Origin of the sequence: Actinomadura sp. GTD37 (genome assembly GCF_041951365.1) — a bacterium.
Lineage (GTDB): Bacteria > Actinomycetota > Actinomycetes > Streptosporangiales > Streptosporangiaceae > Spirillospora.
This window is the reverse complement of sequence record NZ_JBGNUS010000001.1, coordinates 774195-789106: the sequence shown is the minus strand read 5'-3', so window position 1 is coordinate 789106 and position 14912 is coordinate 774195. Positions and strand designations below refer to the sequence as shown.

At 70.9% G+C, this 14912-nt stretch carries 19 protein-coding genes and 1 pseudogene; 10 read left to right on the top strand and 10 right to left on the bottom strand.

The window, feature by feature from the left end:
- The first annotated feature begins 151 nt into the window (after positions 1-151).
- Both ACA511_RS03800 and ACA511_RS03795 read left to right on the top strand, forming a co-directional pair.
- Complete coding sequence (locus ACA511_RS03800; RefSeq protein WP_375022616.1) at positions 152-667, top strand: SigE family RNA polymerase sigma factor; 516 nt, start codon at positions 152-154, stop codon at positions 665-667.
- On the top strand, positions 664-1866 hold the full coding sequence (locus tag ACA511_RS03795) for a hypothetical protein (RefSeq protein ID WP_375022615.1): 1203 nt from the start codon (positions 664-666) through the stop codon (positions 1864-1866). The genes ACA511_RS03800 and ACA511_RS03795 overlap by 4 nt, the downstream gene beginning before the upstream one ends.
- A 119-nt stretch (positions 1867-1985) precedes the next feature.
- Here the strand turns inward: ACA511_RS03795 and ACA511_RS03790 are convergent, their stop codons facing one another.
- Complete coding sequence (locus ACA511_RS03790) at positions 1986-2615, bottom strand: LysE family translocator (RefSeq protein ID WP_375022614.1); 630 nt, start codon at positions 2613-2615, stop codon at positions 1986-1988.
- 107 nt (positions 2616-2722) lie between these two features.
- Here ACA511_RS03790 and ACA511_RS03785 point away from each other — a divergent pair, with 107 nt between their 5' ends.
- The 4 genes from ACA511_RS03785 to ACA511_RS03770 all read left to right on the top strand — a co-directional run bounded on the left by ACA511_RS03785 (position 2723) and on the right by ACA511_RS03770 (position 5400).
- Positions 2723-3175: an Lrp/AsnC family transcriptional regulator gene (locus ACA511_RS03785; RefSeq protein WP_375022613.1), complete on the top strand. Its 453-nt coding sequence runs from the start codon at positions 2723-2725 to the stop codon at positions 3173-3175.
- A gap of 328 nt (positions 3176-3503) precedes the next feature.
- Positions 3504-4166 carry a hypothetical protein gene (locus ACA511_RS03780; protein WP_375022612.1) on the top strand — a complete coding sequence of 221 codons (663 nt, stop codon included), beginning with the start codon at positions 3504-3506 and terminating at the stop codon, positions 4164-4166.
- 2 nt (positions 4167-4168) lie between these two features.
- Entirely contained in the window at positions 4169-4813 is a 645-nt protein-coding gene (locus ACA511_RS03775; RefSeq protein WP_375022611.1) for a class F sortase, read from the top strand.
- A 290-nt stretch (positions 4814-5103) separates the two neighbouring features.
- Entirely contained in the window at positions 5104-5400 is a 297-nt protein-coding gene (locus ACA511_RS03770; RefSeq protein WP_375022610.1) for a helix-turn-helix domain-containing protein, read from the top strand.
- Positions 5401-5402: 2 nt separating this feature from the next.
- Here the strand turns inward: ACA511_RS03770 and ACA511_RS03765 are convergent, their stop codons facing one another.
- Both ACA511_RS03765 and ACA511_RS03760 read right to left on the bottom strand, forming a co-directional pair.
- Entirely contained in the window at positions 5403-6071 is a 669-nt protein-coding gene (locus tag ACA511_RS03765) for a response regulator (protein ID WP_375022609.1), read from the bottom strand.
- The gene (locus ACA511_RS03760; protein ID WP_375022608.1) at positions 6068-7243 is read right to left on the bottom strand and encodes a sensor histidine kinase; all 1176 of its coding nucleotides are present in this window, start codon (positions 7241-7243) and stop codon (positions 6068-6070) included. Before ACA511_RS03760 ends, ACA511_RS03765 begins: the two co-directional genes overlap by 4 nt.
- Positions 7244-7410: 167 nt before the next feature.
- Here ACA511_RS03760 and ACA511_RS03755 point away from each other — a divergent pair, with 167 nt between their 5' ends.
- Positions 7411-8139 carry a hypothetical protein gene (locus tag ACA511_RS03755; RefSeq protein WP_375022607.1) on the top strand — a complete coding sequence of 243 codons (729 nt, stop codon included), beginning with the start codon at positions 7411-7413 and terminating at the stop codon, positions 8137-8139.
- Between the two features lie 89 nt (positions 8140-8228).
- Here the strand turns inward: ACA511_RS03755 and ACA511_RS03750 are convergent.
- A pseudogene (locus tag ACA511_RS03750) lies at positions 8229-8336 on the bottom strand (DUF397 domain-containing protein); the annotation flags it as partial.
- A gap of 26 nt (positions 8337-8362) precedes the next feature.
- Here ACA511_RS03750 and ACA511_RS03745 point away from each other — a divergent pair.
- A complete protein-coding gene (locus ACA511_RS03745) occupies positions 8363-8938 on the top strand; it encodes a GNAT family N-acetyltransferase (RefSeq protein ID WP_375022606.1) in 576 nt (191 codons plus the stop codon).
- A 93-nt stretch (positions 8939-9031) separates the two neighbouring features.
- Here ACA511_RS03745 and ACA511_RS03740 read toward each other — a convergent pair whose 3' ends face one another.
- The 3 genes from ACA511_RS03740 to ACA511_RS03730 all read right to left on the bottom strand — a co-directional run bounded on the left by ACA511_RS03740 (position 9032) and on the right by ACA511_RS03730 (position 10449).
- The gene (locus ACA511_RS03740; protein WP_375022605.1) at positions 9032-9244 is read right to left on the bottom strand and encodes a DUF397 domain-containing protein; all 213 of its coding nucleotides are present in this window, start codon (positions 9242-9244) and stop codon (positions 9032-9034) included.
- A gap of 171 nt (positions 9245-9415) precedes the next feature.
- Positions 9416-9628 (bottom strand): DUF397 domain-containing protein, encoded by a 213-nt coding sequence (locus ACA511_RS03735; protein ID WP_375022604.1) that lies wholly within the window; start codon positions 9626-9628, stop codon positions 9416-9418.
- Positions 9625-10449 carry a helix-turn-helix domain-containing protein gene (locus ACA511_RS03730; RefSeq protein WP_375022603.1) on the bottom strand — a complete coding sequence of 275 codons (825 nt, stop codon included), beginning with the start codon at positions 10447-10449 and terminating at the stop codon, positions 9625-9627. The genes ACA511_RS03735 and ACA511_RS03730 overlap by 4 nt, the downstream gene beginning before the upstream one ends.
- A gap of 149 nt (positions 10450-10598) precedes the next feature.
- On the opposite strand from ACA511_RS03730, the gene ACA511_RS03725 reads away from it, so the two are divergent.
- Complete coding sequence (locus tag ACA511_RS03725; protein ID WP_375022602.1) at positions 10599-10838, top strand: hypothetical protein; 240 nt, start codon at positions 10599-10601, stop codon at positions 10836-10838.
- Between the two features lie 440 nt (positions 10839-11278).
- Here ACA511_RS03725 and ACA511_RS03720 read toward each other — a convergent pair whose 3' ends face one another.
- Both ACA511_RS03720 and ACA511_RS03715 read right to left on the bottom strand, forming a co-directional pair.
- A complete protein-coding gene (locus tag ACA511_RS03720) occupies positions 11279-12499 on the bottom strand; it encodes an MFS transporter (RefSeq protein ID WP_375022601.1) in 1221 nt (406 codons plus the stop codon).
- Positions 12496-12885 carry a VOC family protein gene (locus tag ACA511_RS03715; RefSeq protein ID WP_375022600.1) on the bottom strand — a complete coding sequence of 130 codons (390 nt, stop codon included), beginning with the start codon at positions 12883-12885 and terminating at the stop codon, positions 12496-12498. Before ACA511_RS03715 ends, ACA511_RS03720 begins: the two co-directional genes overlap by 4 nt.
- A 102-nt stretch (positions 12886-12987) precedes the next feature.
- Here ACA511_RS03715 and ACA511_RS03710 point away from each other — a divergent pair, with 102 nt between their 5' ends.
- Complete coding sequence (locus tag ACA511_RS03710; protein WP_375022599.1) at positions 12988-13503, top strand: MarR family winged helix-turn-helix transcriptional regulator; 516 nt, start codon at positions 12988-12990, stop codon at positions 13501-13503.
- Positions 13504-13548: 45 nt separating this feature from the next.
- Here ACA511_RS03710 and ccrA read toward each other — a convergent pair whose 3' ends face one another.
- A complete protein-coding gene (ccrA, locus tag ACA511_RS03705) occupies positions 13549-14883 on the bottom strand; it encodes a crotonyl-CoA carboxylase/reductase (protein WP_375022598.1) in 1335 nt (444 codons plus the stop codon).
- Positions 14884-14912: the final 29 nt, after the last annotated feature.

Below are 14912 nucleotides of genomic sequence, written 5' to 3'. Positions count from 1 at the left end.
ACCGGCACGACCGGAAGTCGCGCGATCTTCCAGCAGGTCACCGAGCGTCCACCGTCGCTCACTGGACGCGCCCGCCGGAAAATCGGCGCACCCAGGCATAGCGGGAAGCCGCCGCGAGCGTCTCTAGGGGGACAGCAATTCGGAGGTGACGATGGATGCCACGGAAGAGCGGCATTTCCGTGAGTTCGTGGAGACGAGATCGGTCGCGCTGATGCGCCTCGCTTACCTGCTCGCGGGCGGCGACCAGCACGCGGCCGAGGACCTCCTGCAGACCGCGCTCACCAAGACGGCGGCGCGCTGGAGCGGCGTCGACAACCCCGAGCCGTACGTGCGGCGCACCATGTACCGCCAGCAGATCAGCGTGTGGCGGGTGACGCGGCGGCGGCGCGAGACGCGGGGCGCCGCGCTCCCCGACGAGGCCGTGCGGGACGCCACGTCGGCCGTCGACCTGAAACTGACCGTGCGCGGCGCCCTGGCGCGCCTCACGTCCAAGCAGCGGGCGGTGCTGGTGCTGCGCTTCTTCGAGGACCTGCCCGAGGCGGAGGTCGCACGGATCCTCGGTTGCAGCGTCGGCACGGTGCGCAGCACGACCCACCGCTCGCTCGCGCGACTGCGCGAACTGGCCCCCGAACTGAACGACCCGAAGCCCGAGGAGGCTCACCGATGAAGCCCGACACGATCGTCAAGAGCACGCTGGACGACTGGGCCGAGGAGGCCCGGGTCCCCGCGGGCCTCGCCGACCGCGCGCTGCGCGGACGCACCCGCCGCCGCTCCCGCACCTTCGGGCTGGCCGGCGGGACGAGCGCGCTCCTCGCCGGGGCCGCCGCCGTGGTCCTCGTCTCCGGCGGGCCGGTGCGCCCGCAGACGCCGGAGGTCGCGTTCGCGCCGGTGTCGCTGTCCAAGGACACGAGCCTGCGCACCGACCTGGGCAGCGCCTTCCCGCGCCGCCTCGTCGCCGCCGGGCACATGGCCGTCGCCGCCTACTACACCCACAACTCGGCGATGGGCGCCGGGCAGGGCGTCCTCCGCCGCACCTGGCACCTCTACAACCCGTCGACGGCCATGTACGAGCAGACGAACTGGACGTACCTCAGCGTCGCGCCCGGGATGCAGCGCGCGGCCGTCCTGGCGGGCGACCTGCCGGCGTCCAAGGTCGGGGTCCTCGACATGAAGACGCGGAAGGTCACGCACTGGATCAAGGTCGACAAGCCCGTCGGGGGGCTCGCCTGGTCGCCGGACGGCCGCCGGCTGCTCCTGACGTCCTACTCCTCGAACCCCGACCAGGCGGGGCGGCCGCCGGGCAAGTCGCCGCGGACGGGCTACTACATCGTCGGCGGCGCGGCCGACGCAGGCGCGTTCCACGCGCTGCCCGGGATGCCCGACAACCCGAACAACCGGCAGGACCTGGGCTGGAGCCGGGACGGGAAGCTGATCTGGGCGCCGACCGCCCAGGACCCGGACAAGGTCCTCTACGACCTGGACGGCAGGCAGCAGTCGAAACCGGCACCGTCCAAGTCCGCGTCCAAGTCCGGCACGGCCGTCACCACCGAGGTCGCGGAAGAGGCCGGCCTGTCCCCCAACGGCACCCTGCTGCCCAAGTTCGGCCCCAATCCCGGCCCGGCCGTCACCGTCACCAACGTGGACAGCGGCGAGAAGGTGGCGGTCCTCCCCATCCAGCAGGCCCTGGCGTGGGCCGACGACAGCCGCCTGTTCGCCCTCGGCTGCGACGTCGAGAAGTGCAAGGGCAAGGGCGAGTTCCGCAACCGGCTCCTGCTGGTCACGCTGAAGGGGAAGATCACCCCGCTCACCGGGTACCAGCGCTCGGACCGGGCGGGCTCCTGGAACCCGGTCTTCACCCACCGCTGACCCTGGCACGCCTCCACCGGGCCGCTGCCCCTCCTCCGGGGCGGCGGCCCGCGCCGCGTGCGCCCTCGCCGAGTACGAGCGGACCCGGCAGGCGGCCTCGCGCGGCGTCCTGATCGCCGTCACAGCAGGAATTCGTCCAGGAGCAGGTAGGCGCCGACGGCCACCATGGCGGCGCCGGACAGGCGGGCGATCAGGAGACCCGCCGCGGGGCGGCCGTCCAGGACCGTCCGGACGAGGGTGCCGAGGCAGAGGTAGAAGGCGGCGCCGGTGGCCGTGAAGGTGAGGCCGAGGACGCCGATCTGGCCGGCGACGGGCCAGTCGGCGCCGGAGTCGGTGAACTGCGGAAGCAGCGCCAGGAAGAGCAGCAGGGCCTTGGGGTTGAGGCCGCTGACGCCCATGCCGCGCAGAAAGGTTCGCCGCCCGGTGCGCGCCTCGGGCACGGCACCGGCCTCGGGCACGGCGCCGGGCGGGGCGGGACGGGCGAGGGCCGTCGCGCCGTGCCAGACGAGGTAGGCGCCGCCGACCAGGGTCAGGGCGGCGAGGGCGGACGGGGAGCCGGCGACCAGGGTGCCGACGCCCGCCGCGACGACGCAGGTGACGGCGGCGTAGCCGGCGACCAGGCCGCCGACCGCCGGGACGACGGAGCGGCCGCGCAGGCCCGCGCCGATGGTGAACGCCCAGTCCGGGCCCGGCACGGCGATGAGCAGTAAGGCGATCGTCCAGAAGGCGAGTACGGAGCCGGCCGCCACGATTTCCCTCCCTCATGGGGGTCAATGCGGGAAGGCTAATCACAATCGGCCGGAAGGTGTTCCCGACTTTCGCCCGGAATATCGCGCTCCGTGGAAGGATCTGCGCCATGGATGCGATCGACCGCAAAATCCTTGCCGTCCTCCAAGAAGAGGGGCGGCTGACGGTCACGGATCTGGCCGCCCGGATCGGATTGAGCGTCTCGCCCTGCCACCGGCGGCTGCGGGAACTGGAACGCAGCGGAACCATTCGCGGCTACCGGGCGGTGGTGGACGCCGCCGCTCTCGGGCTGACGTTCCAGGCGCTCGTATTCGTCACCATGCGGCAGGAGGACAGGGACACGCTGCTCGGTTTCGAGGACGCCGTGACACGGGTCCCGGAGGTCGTGCAGGCGCAGCGGCTGTTCGGCGATCCCGACTACCTGCTGCGCATAGTCACGGCCGATCTGACCGCTTATCAGGAACTGGAGGACGATGTGCTGTCCGCGCTGCCCGGCGTGCAGCGGCTGAACTCCACACTCGTGATGAAGCACGTCGTGGACGAACGGCCGCTGCCCACCTGAAGGGGCGCGGACGGCGCGGCCGAGCGGAGGTTTACCCGGCCGGCGCGAATGTCCATGTCCGGACATCGGTCAAGTGGCCGCCCATATCCCCTGGTGGCGCGGCCGAACATCGCTAAGCTACGGATTCAGCATTCTCCTTGTCTCCCCGGCACCGTCCTGCGAGTGCCCTGCATTGCCAGCCGCCGGCCCGCGGCACATCCCCCCGCCATTGCACGGGGCGAATCACGCTTCGCCCGGGGCACGGAGAAGCCCCCAACAGAGGAGAAGACCAATGCGCGCAAGTCGGCTGGCTGCGGTGGGAATCGCTGCGGGCTCCATGATGCTCGGAATGGCCGCCCCCGCCTTCGCGGACACCCCGCCGAAGGCCGGTGACGCCTGCACCCAGGAGGACGTCGGCAAGACCGTCAAGGACGCGGACGGCATGGAGCTGAACTGCGTGAAGGGCGAGGACGGCAAGCTCACGTGGGTGGCGGCCCCCAAGCCGCCGACCGAGAACCCCGGCGGCGAGGACCCGAAGCCGACCTTCAAGTTCGGCCCCGACAAGGTGCGGCTGTCCAGCATGCGCGTCGCGCCGGGCTACACGACGAAGTTCAACGTGATCTGCCCGACCTCGGTGACCATCACCGGCAACGGCTACACGCAGAACCCGCTTCCGGTGAAGAAGGCCGGCAAGACCATCTGGACCGCCACCGGGACGTTCCGCAAGAACCTGCCGGACCCGACGATCGCCACGGTGGTCTGCAAGGGCTACGGCTCGGTCAAGTTCACCACCCGGCCGGAGAAGGGCGGGACCAAGCCCGGCAAGCCCGGCCAGCTGAAGCCCACGACGCCGAAGATCCCGACCGGCCGCATCGACACCGGTGACGGCAGCACCTACACGCGGAACGAGGGCTCGCCGGCCGGCCTACTGGCCGCCGGGTGGGGCGCGCTCGCGGCCCTCGGCCTCGGCGCCGTCGTGCTGCGCCGCCGGACGGCCGGGGAGCGGTCGTAACGTTGCCGGAACTCCCAGCTTCGGCCACCGGTCGCCGCGCCGCCGGCGCGGCGACCGGCGCGCTGCTCATCGGACTGCTGTTCAGCGGCTGCGGCGGGGGCGGGGACACCGCCTCGCCGGGCACCCCGGAGCCCGCGGCAACGCAGACGGCGGGCGCGGCCACGCCCGCGTCGAACGTCCACCCCCTGTCCCAGTCGCCGCCGACGAAGATCGCCATCCCGGAGATCGGCGTGTCGGCCCCGGTGGGCTCGATCGGGCTGCGGCCCGACGGGCGCGTCGAGGAGCCGCCGCTGAGCAAGCCGAACCTCACCGGCTGGTACGACGAGGGCGTCACCCCGGGCGAGGTCGGCCCGGCGGTGATCCTCGGCCATGTCGACGCGAACGGAAAGGCCGCGGTGTTCGCCCGGCTGAAGGACCTGAAGCCCGGCGACAAGATCTCCGTGTCCCGCAAGGACGGGTCCACCGCGACGTTCGCCGTGCAGCGCACCCAGCGCGTCGACAAGGACGCCTTCCCGCACGAGAAGGTGTTCGGCGAGGCGCTCGACCACGCGTCGCTCCGGCTGGTCACCTGCGGCGGCGCCTTCGACAAGAAGATCGGCCACTACACGGACAACCTGATCGTCTACGCCAAGCAGGTCAGCTCCTGACCCGAAGAACGGGGAACGCCCGCCGGTGGACGCACCGGCGGGCGTTCCCCGTTCCCGTCCACCACCTGACGACCAGGCCCTTCTCATCGAACCGGCCGCCTGATAGCGTTCGATGCATATAGCGTTCGATGCATGGAGTTGTATGACATCGAGATCGAGCCTGAAGTCCGGTCTTCTGCAAGACCAGGGAACGAGAGAACGCTGAGGCTGCGCGAGCGACGCGAGCACGTGCACAGTGCGAAGCCGAACACGGCCATGCACGGGAGGAATACAACCGGGAGGCGTGAAAAGTGACGGAGAAGCACAGCCCACACGAGCGGTGGGCGCCTGGATCGGGGCGCGACAATGACGAGGTCCGGGCAGGGCGCGAAGAGGCCCGCCTGGCGTTCGAGCTGGGGAACGCCGTCCGGCAGCGCCGTATCGCCCTGGGGCTGACGCAGACTCAACTCGCCGAACGGGCGGGGCTGACGCAGCCCGCTCTGTCCCGGCTGGAGGCAGGCGGCCCGACTCCGACGATCGGTGTCCTGGACCGGCTCGCGCACGCCCTCGGCGCCCGGCTGAAGGTGGAGTTCACCGACGCCGCCTGACGTCAGCGGGCGGTGATGAGGCCGGACTCGTAGGCGACGATCACCAGTTGGGCGCGGTCGCGGGCGCCGAGTTTGGTGAGCAGGCGGCCGATGTAGGTCTTCACCGTGGCCAGGCTCAGGTGCAGGTGCTCGGCGATCTCGGTGTTGGACAGGCCGCGGGCGACCAGGGTGAGGACTTCGCGCTCCCGGCCGGTGACGCCGTCGAGGGCGCGCGGCGGCGGCCGCTCGGGCTGGGGCAGGCGGGCGAACTCGGCGATCAGGCGGCGGGTCACGGTGGGCGCCAGAAGCGCCTCGCCCGCGGCGACGACGCGGACGGCGTTCAGGAGGTCGGCCGGCGGGGTGTCCTTGAGGAGGAAGCCGGCGGCGCCGGCGCGCAGGGCCGAGAAGACATGCGCGTCCAGGTCGAACATGGTCAGCATGAGCACCCGGACGCCCGGGGTGTCGGCGTCCTGGTGGATCCGGCGGGTGGCCTCGATGCCGTCCATGTGGGGCATCCGCACGTCCATCAGGACGACGTCGGGCCGCCGGGTGCGGACGAGTTCGACGGCCTCGGCTCCGGTGGCGGCCTCGCCGACCACCACGAGGTCGGGGGCGGTCTCGATGAGGGCGCGGAAGCTGCCGCGCAGCAGGGCCTGGTCGTCGGCGACCAGGACGCGGATCGGCGCGCTCACCGGTCGCCGCCGTGCGGGAGGGTGGCGGCGACCGCGAAGCCGCCCCCGGCGCGGGGCCCGGCGCTGAAGGATCCGCCGTACATCGCGACGCGTTCGCGCATCCCGACCAGCCCGTGCCCGCCGGGCGCCGGTTTCACGGGCGGGCGGCCCGCACCGTCGTCGGCCACCTGGATGCTCACCTGACGTGCCGAGACGTCCACCGTGGCCCGGCAGCGGGTGGGGGCCGCGTGCTTGACGACGTTGGTGAGGGCTTCCTGGACGATCCGGTAGACGGTGAGCTGGAGCGCTTCGGGAAGGGGGTGTTCGCCGGACACCGCGAGTTCGACCTCGACCCCGGCGGCCCGGACGTGCCGGGCCAGGTCCTGGAGCCCCTCGATGCCGGGCTGGGTGAGGTCGGCGCCCGGGGCGGGGTCGCGGCGGAGCATGTCGAGCAGGCGCCGCATCTCGGCCAGGGCGTCGCGGCTGGTCGTCTCGATCACCTGAAGCGCCTGGCGGGCCTCCTCCGGGCGCGTGCCGGCGATGTGGTTGGCGACGCCCGCCTTGACGGCGATCAGCCCCATGCCGTGCGTGACGACGTCGTGCAGTTCGCGGGCGATCCGCAGCCGTTCGTCCGCCTGGATCCGGCGCGCCCGCTGCTCGGCCAGGCACGCCGCGTTCCACCGGCGGCGCCGCAGCAGGTGCCCGGCGAGCCAGCCGCAGGCGAGCAGCAGCCAGGCCGCCGCCGTCCACCCGGCGGCGACCGCGGGGCCGTACCGGGAGTGGACGGCCTCGGCGATCACCGCCGCGGCGGCCACGGCGGCCGCGCACCCGCCGAGGGCGCGGGCCGACCGCCTCGGATGCTCGACGGACGCGACCGTGCACAGCACGAGCGCGGGCGCGAGGAACGGATCCCACAGCACGCCGGTCACGGTCGCGACGCACGAGACCGCCACCGCGGCCGCGAGCACGCGCCGGGGCCACCGCCGCCGCACCGCGACCAGCGCCCCCAGCACGACCGCCACCAGGCAGGACGCCAGGAAGGGCAGCGTGAAGTCCGGCCGGTCTTTGAGCATGTTCCCGGCGACGACCACGATCACCGCGACCAGCACGACCGCCAGGAGCACGTCGAGGGCGCGCATACGGCCCCGGCGCACCAGGCTCGCCTGATCGGCCTCGAAGTCGGCTTCGTCCACGGGGCGCACATTATCCGCCGAGGTCAGCGGCCGCATCAGACCAGAGTGGATCATCCCAGGGGAGAACAGGGCCGCCATTCCGGCGGGCGGCGTCCACGCGAGACCGAACCGGGAATGTCCGCTGGGCGCCGATTCGCCGGAGGGTTCCGCGCGGGCAGCCTGTGGCCATGTCTTCTCCGCATCCTTCGGCACAGGCCGTCTTCGCGTTTCCGGGACGGTGGCTCGCCGGCGCCTCGCTGCTGCTCGGGCCCGTCCTGCTGCTGGCCGGGGTGGTGCTGCGGGCGCGGTTCCACTTCTTCTTCCCCGACCAGCTGGCCGCCTACGATCGGCACCCGGCGCTGATGACGGCGTCCTACAGCTGCTTCGCGGCCGGGACCGTGGCCCTGTGGCCTGCCGTGAGCGCCCTGACCGCCCGCATCGGCACCGCCCACCCGACCCTGGCGGCACTCGGCGGCGGCCTCACCCTGCTGGGTCTGTTCGCCCGCACGTTCCACGCCGGAGCCGACCATCTGGCCTTCCGGCTCGTCGACGCAGGGGGATCACGATCGGCCACGACGACCGTCGGCGACTCCTACCAGGCATTCCACATCTTCCAGTACGCCTCGTTCGCGATCATGCTCGGCTGGATCGTGCTGGCGGCCGGAGCCTGGCGCTCCGGCCTCCTCGGCCCAGTGCGCTCCCTCGCCCTGGCGCTCACGGCGCTCCTGCCGCTCGGCGTCCTGAAGGGCACGACACCGCTGTCGGTCGTCGGCGCGGCGGGCCTGTGCATCGCGCTCGTCCCCCTCGGACTCGCGGTCCTCTTCAACGGCCCCCGCCCCACCCGCCGGTCGGCGGCCCGATTCGGCCTCGGATCCCTGGCCGTCATCACCCTCGGCTTCATCTCATCCCTGGGCTGACCCACCGCACAGTGTTCGGTGTTCGGTGTTCGGTCATGACCGAACACCGAACACCCTCGGTGGTCAGGACAGGTCGGGACGCGGTGGGCGAACGCGCGCCACTCGGCGGACATGAGGGCCAGCTTCGGCCCGTCCGGGTCCTCGGAATCCAGGACCGCGACCGCCTGTTCAGCAGCCGCGTTCGTTTTGTGCGCCACCACGGCTCTCTGCCAGCATGAAACCCATGCACCACCCTCTGGACACGCTGGACTGGCCGTTTTCCACCGACCGGCTGCTGTTGCGCCGGGCTGCCCCCGACGACGTGGACGCGACGTGGGCCTACCGGCAACTCCCGGAGATTCACGAATGGGTCGGGGCCGCCACGACGACGTACGACGACTACCGTGCGCGTTTTCTCCGCGAGGAGCGGCTCGCAGACCTGCTCATCGTCGAACTGGACGGCCGGGTGATCGGCGATCTGACGCTGCGGGTCGAGGACGCTTGGGCCCAGGAGGAGGTCGCTGACCAGGCGAAAAACGTCCAAGGAGAGCTCGGGTGGACGTTGGATCCCGCCTACGGCGGCAAGGGCTACGCCACCGAAGCGGTACGCGCCCTCATCGACGTCTCCTTCGGAAGCCTTGGCCTGCGCCGCCTGCACGCGGACTGCTTCTACGACAACGAAGCCTCGTGGCGGCTGATGGAGCGGGTTGGGATGCGCCGCGAACAGCACACGGTGAGAGACTCTCTCCACCGCACCAAGGGATGGCTCGACGGTCTCTCATACGCGCTCCTGGCCGACGAATGGCCCGCTCCCGAGTGACGGACCACCCCGCTGTCCGATCTCAACAGAGTGGCTCCTTGACGTTCCGGGGTGACCACACCGACCGCGACCATCACGTTCCTCGGTCGGCAGTCAGGGCAGGTCGTGGGCGCCGGACGTGACGCGGTGGGCGAACGCACGCCACGCGGCGGACGTGAAAGCCAGCTTCGGGCCGTCCGGGTCCTTGGAATCCCGAACCGCGACCACCCGCGCCACACCCGCAACCTCGACGCAATTGCCGCCCTCATGACCACTACGGCTCGCCTTGCGCCACACCACGGCCGACAGATCCAGTGTGGGGATCATCCGTGCACCTCCAAGACGCTCTCAAGCAGCATCCACGTTTTCTGGACGGAGAACGCCTCACCCGACAGTGAGCCGGACGTTACTGCGAGATCAGCAACAACTCGCGACTCCGCGATGGAGGTGTGTGAGCGAGCCCCCACCCGGAAGGGGCAGGGGCTCGTCGCTCGGGGGTCAGGGCAGGTCGTGGATACCGGACGTGATGCGGCGGGCGAACGCGCGCCATTCGGCGGTCGTGAAGGCGAGCTTCGGCCCGTCCGGGTCCTTGGAATCCCGGACGGCGACCACCTGCGGGACGTTCGCGACCTCGACGCAGTCGCCGCCCTCATGGCCGCTACGGCTCGCCTTGCGCCACTTCACGGCCGACAGATCCGGTGTGGGGATCATCCGTACTCCTCCATGACGCTTTTGATCAGAGTCCGCGATTCCTCGACGCGAAGTGCGTCACCTCGTAGCGAGTTGTACCTTACCGCGAAGCTCGCGACGGTTCGCGGGTCCGTGATGAGCATCCCCTGCCCGGCGATCTCGCCGTAGACGACGTCGGGTGCATCGGCAAAGCCGAGGGTGGTGAAGCTTCCCGTTAGGCCGGGGTAGTACCCCGTGCTCATCGGGACGACGTCGATTGAAATGTTGGGGCGCTCGGCCAGGGCGAGCAGGTGCGCGAGCTGCTCACGCATGATGTCGGGACCGGCGATGTCGCGCCGGAGTGCCGCCTCGTCGAGGGTGAACCACGCGTTGGGCGCGTTCTCGCGGGTGAGGATCTCCTGCCGCTTGAGACGTTCGGCGACGAGTTGCTCGGCCGTGTCCGGGTCCTGTTCGTGGCCGACGACGGAACGGATGTAGTTCTCGGTCTGGAGAAGCCCATGTACCAGCGTCAACTGGTAGATGCGCACCAGGCTCGCCTCGGCCTCGCGTTCCGTGTACTCGGTGAAGCCGGGCGGGAGGATCGCCTGGTGGCGGGTGTCGATGATGCGCTTCCACAGCCGGTGGAACAGGCCGTTGGTCTTGAAGAACGTGTCGAGGTTCTCCGCGAACTCCTTGGACGGGATGCTCTTGGCGGATTCGATCTGGCTGATCCACTGGGGCGTGTAGCCGAGGGTCTCGGCGAGGGCGGTCTGGGTGAGACTCGCTTGCGTTCGCCATTCCGTCAATTCCGTGGCGAATGTCTGAATTGCCGGAGCTTCATATGGTTCGCTCCTCGTTCCCATGGGGGGCTCCTTGCTGAAACCCGTGTCCGGGTTTCCTTGATCTTCCGGGGGGTCGGGCATTCCTCTGACCATCTTGCTGGTCAGCAGTCATACGCGCTGTGATTCTTATAACACATTCACAGGCGGCAAGAATGACTACAGGACCTTCCATGGAAGACACAATTCCGTTCGATAACCCCGCACTCGATCGGCTGCGCAAGGACTTCCCCGGGCACCGCATATGGCGGTCGCGCCGCTGGGACGGGCGGCTCGGCGAGTACGTCGCCACGCTCATCGACCCCTCGGCGGGGGTGGACGCGACCGTCATGCGGCCGAACCCCGTGGAGTTGCGGGACGAGTTGCTGCGGGAGGCCGTGCGGGCGCGCGGCTTTCGGCGAGACCTCCGGTGAGCTCGGCGCCGGAGCGGGCCGTCCGCCCCCGGACGGCCCCGGGGAGGGAGGCGGCGCGGGCGGGCGGGCGTCCCCCGCGCCCACCGGCCGCGCCGTCCCTCCTGGACGTCTGGCGGGCGCGCCGGCGTCTCGACCGGCTCGCCCGCCGGTTGCGGCGGGGCGGGTGGACGGCCCGGCCCCGCTACGGCGGATCGCGGCCACTGCTGCGGGTGTTCGATCCGCGCGTTCCCTGCGTCGGGGAGAGTGTCACCGCCCTCCGGGACGGGGCCGGGTGGTGGTTCGTGTCGAGCACTGGTGACTGCTTGGGTGCTTGCTCCGACCTGGACGGGGCGTGTGCGGAAGTCGCCGCGTCGCTCGTCCCGTGGGTCGTTCAGGGGCTTGGCGGCAGAAAGCCCTGACCGCCGGGGCAGACCCGGCGGCCAGGGCGTCCGGCCTGGTCACTACTTGATGAGTTCGGGGGCGGGTTGCGTCGGGGACGGGTCGGAGGTGCGGCCGCCGGTGGTGGACATGAGGAGTAGGGCGGCGCCGGTCAGGACCACGCCGAACCAGGCGATGTTCGTGACGCCCAAGTGGTCGGCGAAGAGGCCGCCGAAGAGGGCGCCGAGGGCGATGGACGTGTTGTAGGCCATCGTGTTCAGCGACATCGCGGCCTCGAAGGTCTCCGGTGCGGCGGCCAGGGTCATGTTGACCTGGGAGAGCTGCACGACGCCGAACGAGACGCCCCAGAGGATCAGTGCGATGACCGCGCCGGTCCTGCCTCCGCCGATCGCCAGCAGCAGGAGGAGGGACGCCACCAGGCCCGCGGAGCCGACGATGAAGCTCCCTCGCAGGCTCTTGTTCACCGTGTATCCGGCGATGAGGTTCCCGGCCGCGCCGCCCGCGCCGAAGAGCATCAGCACCACGGTGATGAAGACGGGCGAGGCGGACGCGGTGTCCTCCAGGAACGGGCGCACGAACGTGTAGGCGCCGAAGTGGCCGAGGACGAACAGCACGACGGCGGTGAGGACGAGGCGCAGCCGCGCGTTGTGGCGCGGCAGCCCGAAGACCTCCCGGACCGACACCGCGTTCGCCGACGGCAGCGAGGGCAGGACGGCGGCCACGGCGAGGAGCACGAGGAGGCTGAGGCCCGCCCAGATGAGGAACGTGGTCCGCCAGCTGGTGAGGTCCTCCAGGATCGTCCCGAGCGGGACGCCGACGACCGTGGCGATCGAGATGCCGGACATCACGACGGCCGCGGCGCGGCTCGCGTGCCGTTCCGGGACGAGGCGCATCGCCATGCTGACGCCGATCGCCCAGAACACGCCGCTCGCGAAGCCCATGACGAGCCGTGTCGCCAGGACCGCCGGGTAGTTCGGCGCGACGGCCGTGACCAGGTTGCCCAGGGCGAGCACCACCAGCAGGGCGGACAGGAGGACGCGCCGGTTGACGCGCCGCGTCCACGCCACGATGAACGTCACGGCGAGGCCGGCCGAGACGCCGTAGAGGGTCACCATGAGCCCGGCGATCCCGACGGAGATGTCCAGGCTCTCGCTCAGCGGGGTGAGCAGGCCGACGGGCATCAGCTCCGTCGTGAGGAAGACGAAGAGGCTCGCCGTGATGGTGGCGACGCCGAGCCAGGCCCGTGCGGCCGGGAGGGGGCTCTGCCCGGTCATGGCGCTCATCCCTCCGCGTCCTCGGGGTACCAGCGCAGCTCGATGACGTTGCCGTCGGGGTCCTCGACGTAGACGGACCGCGCCATGCCGCGGGCGCCGAACCGGTCGACCGGGCCCTTCAGGACGGTGAACACGCCGGACTCGATCACCTCCCGCCAGTCCAGGGGTTCGACGGCGAGGCAGAAGTGGTGGACGTTGGACCCGCTGCGCGGAGCGTCCAGCAGGTCGATGATCGTGGACTCGTTGATCCGGACGGACGGGAAGCCGACCTTCCCCGCCCGCCATTCCTCGACCCGCTCCGCCCGGAGGCCGAGCGGGCCCGCGTAGAACTCCAGTGCCCGCTCGACGTCCCGCACGTTGAGCACCAGGTGGTCGATGGCCGTGACGCGCATCATGTCTCCTCCTCCAGGAACCTTTCAACGTTGAAATCTTCAACACTGAGGACTGTAGAACGAGTGATACCTTGACGTCAAATACTTCAACGTTGAGGAGTTCAGGTGACGCGTGACGCCGTCGACCTCGTCATCGAGCAGTGGGCCCGCGCCCGCCCGGACCTGGACGCGTCCCCGATGGGCGTGCTCGGACGCCTGTCCCGGGTGACGCGGCTCGCCGAGCGCGAGCTCAAGGCCCTCTTCGCCGAGTTCGGGCTGGAGCGGGGCGAGTTCGACGTCCTCGCCACCCTGCGGCGCGCGGGCTCGCCGGGCGGCATGACCGCGGGCGCGCTGGCGCGCTCCTCGATGGTGACCTCGGGAGCCGTCACCAACCGGCTCGACCGGCTCGTCGCGAAGGGCTACGTCACCCGCGACGTCGACCCCGCCAACCGGCGCACCGTCGTCGTCGCGCTCAGCCCCGCCGGCCGCGAGCTGATCGACCGCGCCGTCACCGCGCACCTGGAGAACGAGCGGCGCATCCTCGCCTCACTCGGCCCCCGCGAGCAGGAGGCCCTCGCCGGGCTGCTGCGCGCCCTCCTGCTCGGCCTCGGCGACGACGCCCCGGCGGCGGACGAGACATGAAAAAGGACGGGCCCGGCGATCCGGGCCCGTCCTTCCGAGCAGGCGTCAGCGGCGGTAGAGGTTGAGCTTCTCCTCGCCGATCTTCTCGCGGAGCGCCGGGTCGTCCACGCCCAGGCCCTCCTTCTCGGCGCCGCACAGGACGGCGACCTTGCCGATGTGCTGGTTCGTCTGGACGGCGCGGGTCGCCTCCCCCGCCTCCTCCAGCGGGAACGACTTCGACAGCGTCGGGTGGATCATGCCGAGGCCGATCAGCCGGTTCATCTCGACGGCCTCGTGGTAGTTGAAGCCGTGCGAGCCGATGATGCTCTTCAGCCGCATCCACAGGAACCGGTTGTCGTACTCGTGCTTGAAGCCGGTCGACGAGCCGCAGGTGACGATCTTGCCGCCGCGCTTGGCGACGTAGACGGACGAGCCGAACGTCTCGCGGCCCAGGTACTCGAACACGATGCCGGGGTCCTCGCCGACGAGGCCGCGGATCGCCTCGCCGAGGATCCGGCCGGCCTTCGGGTGGCGCAGGCCCTGCTCGCCGAGGTTCAGCTCGTTGCGGTTGATGACGTGCTCGCAGCCCTGCGACCGGACGATGTCGGCCTTCTCCTCCGACGACACGACGCCGACCGGGATGCCGCCGCCGTTCTTGACGAGCTGCGTCGCGAACGAGCCGAGCCCGCCGGTCGCGCCCCAGATCAGGACGACGTCGCCCTGCTTCATCCGGGCGCCGTGGGTGCCGACGAGCATCCGGTAGGCGGTCGCGGCGCACAGGGTGTTGGAGCCCGCCTCCTCCCAGGTGAGGTGCGCGGGCTTGCGGATGAGCTGGTTCGCCTTGACGATGCAGTACTCGCCGAGCGACCCGAAGTTCGTCTCGAAGCCCCAGGCGAGCTGCGTCTCCGACATCATGCCGTCGTCGTAGGAGCCGTGGTCCTCCTCGTCCACGTAGGACGGGGACAGGACGACCTTGTCGCCGACCTTCCAGTGCTTCACGCCGGCGCCCGTGCGGACGACGACGCCGGAGCCGTCGGAGCCGAGGATGTGGTACGGCAGGTCGTGCCGGGCGCCGTACCAGCCCTGCCGGCCGAACTTCTCCAGGAACGCGAACGTCGGGACCGGCTCGAAGATCGCCGACCAGACGGTGTTGAAGTTGATCGCCGCGGACATGACCGCGACCACGCACTCGTCGGGGGCCAGCTCGGGCATCTCGACCTCGCCGACGTGCATGGAGCGGCGCACGTCCTTGTCGGTCTGGCCCTCGAAGATGCCGACCTCGTCCTTGCGGGTGAACGCGGCGCGGAAGCGGGTCGGCAGGTCGATCTCCCGCAGCTCGGGGCCGCTCGCGCCGGAGCGTACGGCGTCGAGCAGGGCATGGGACGAGCCGGACTGGGCCATGGGTCTCCTCCGTGGAACGACGGGGTTCG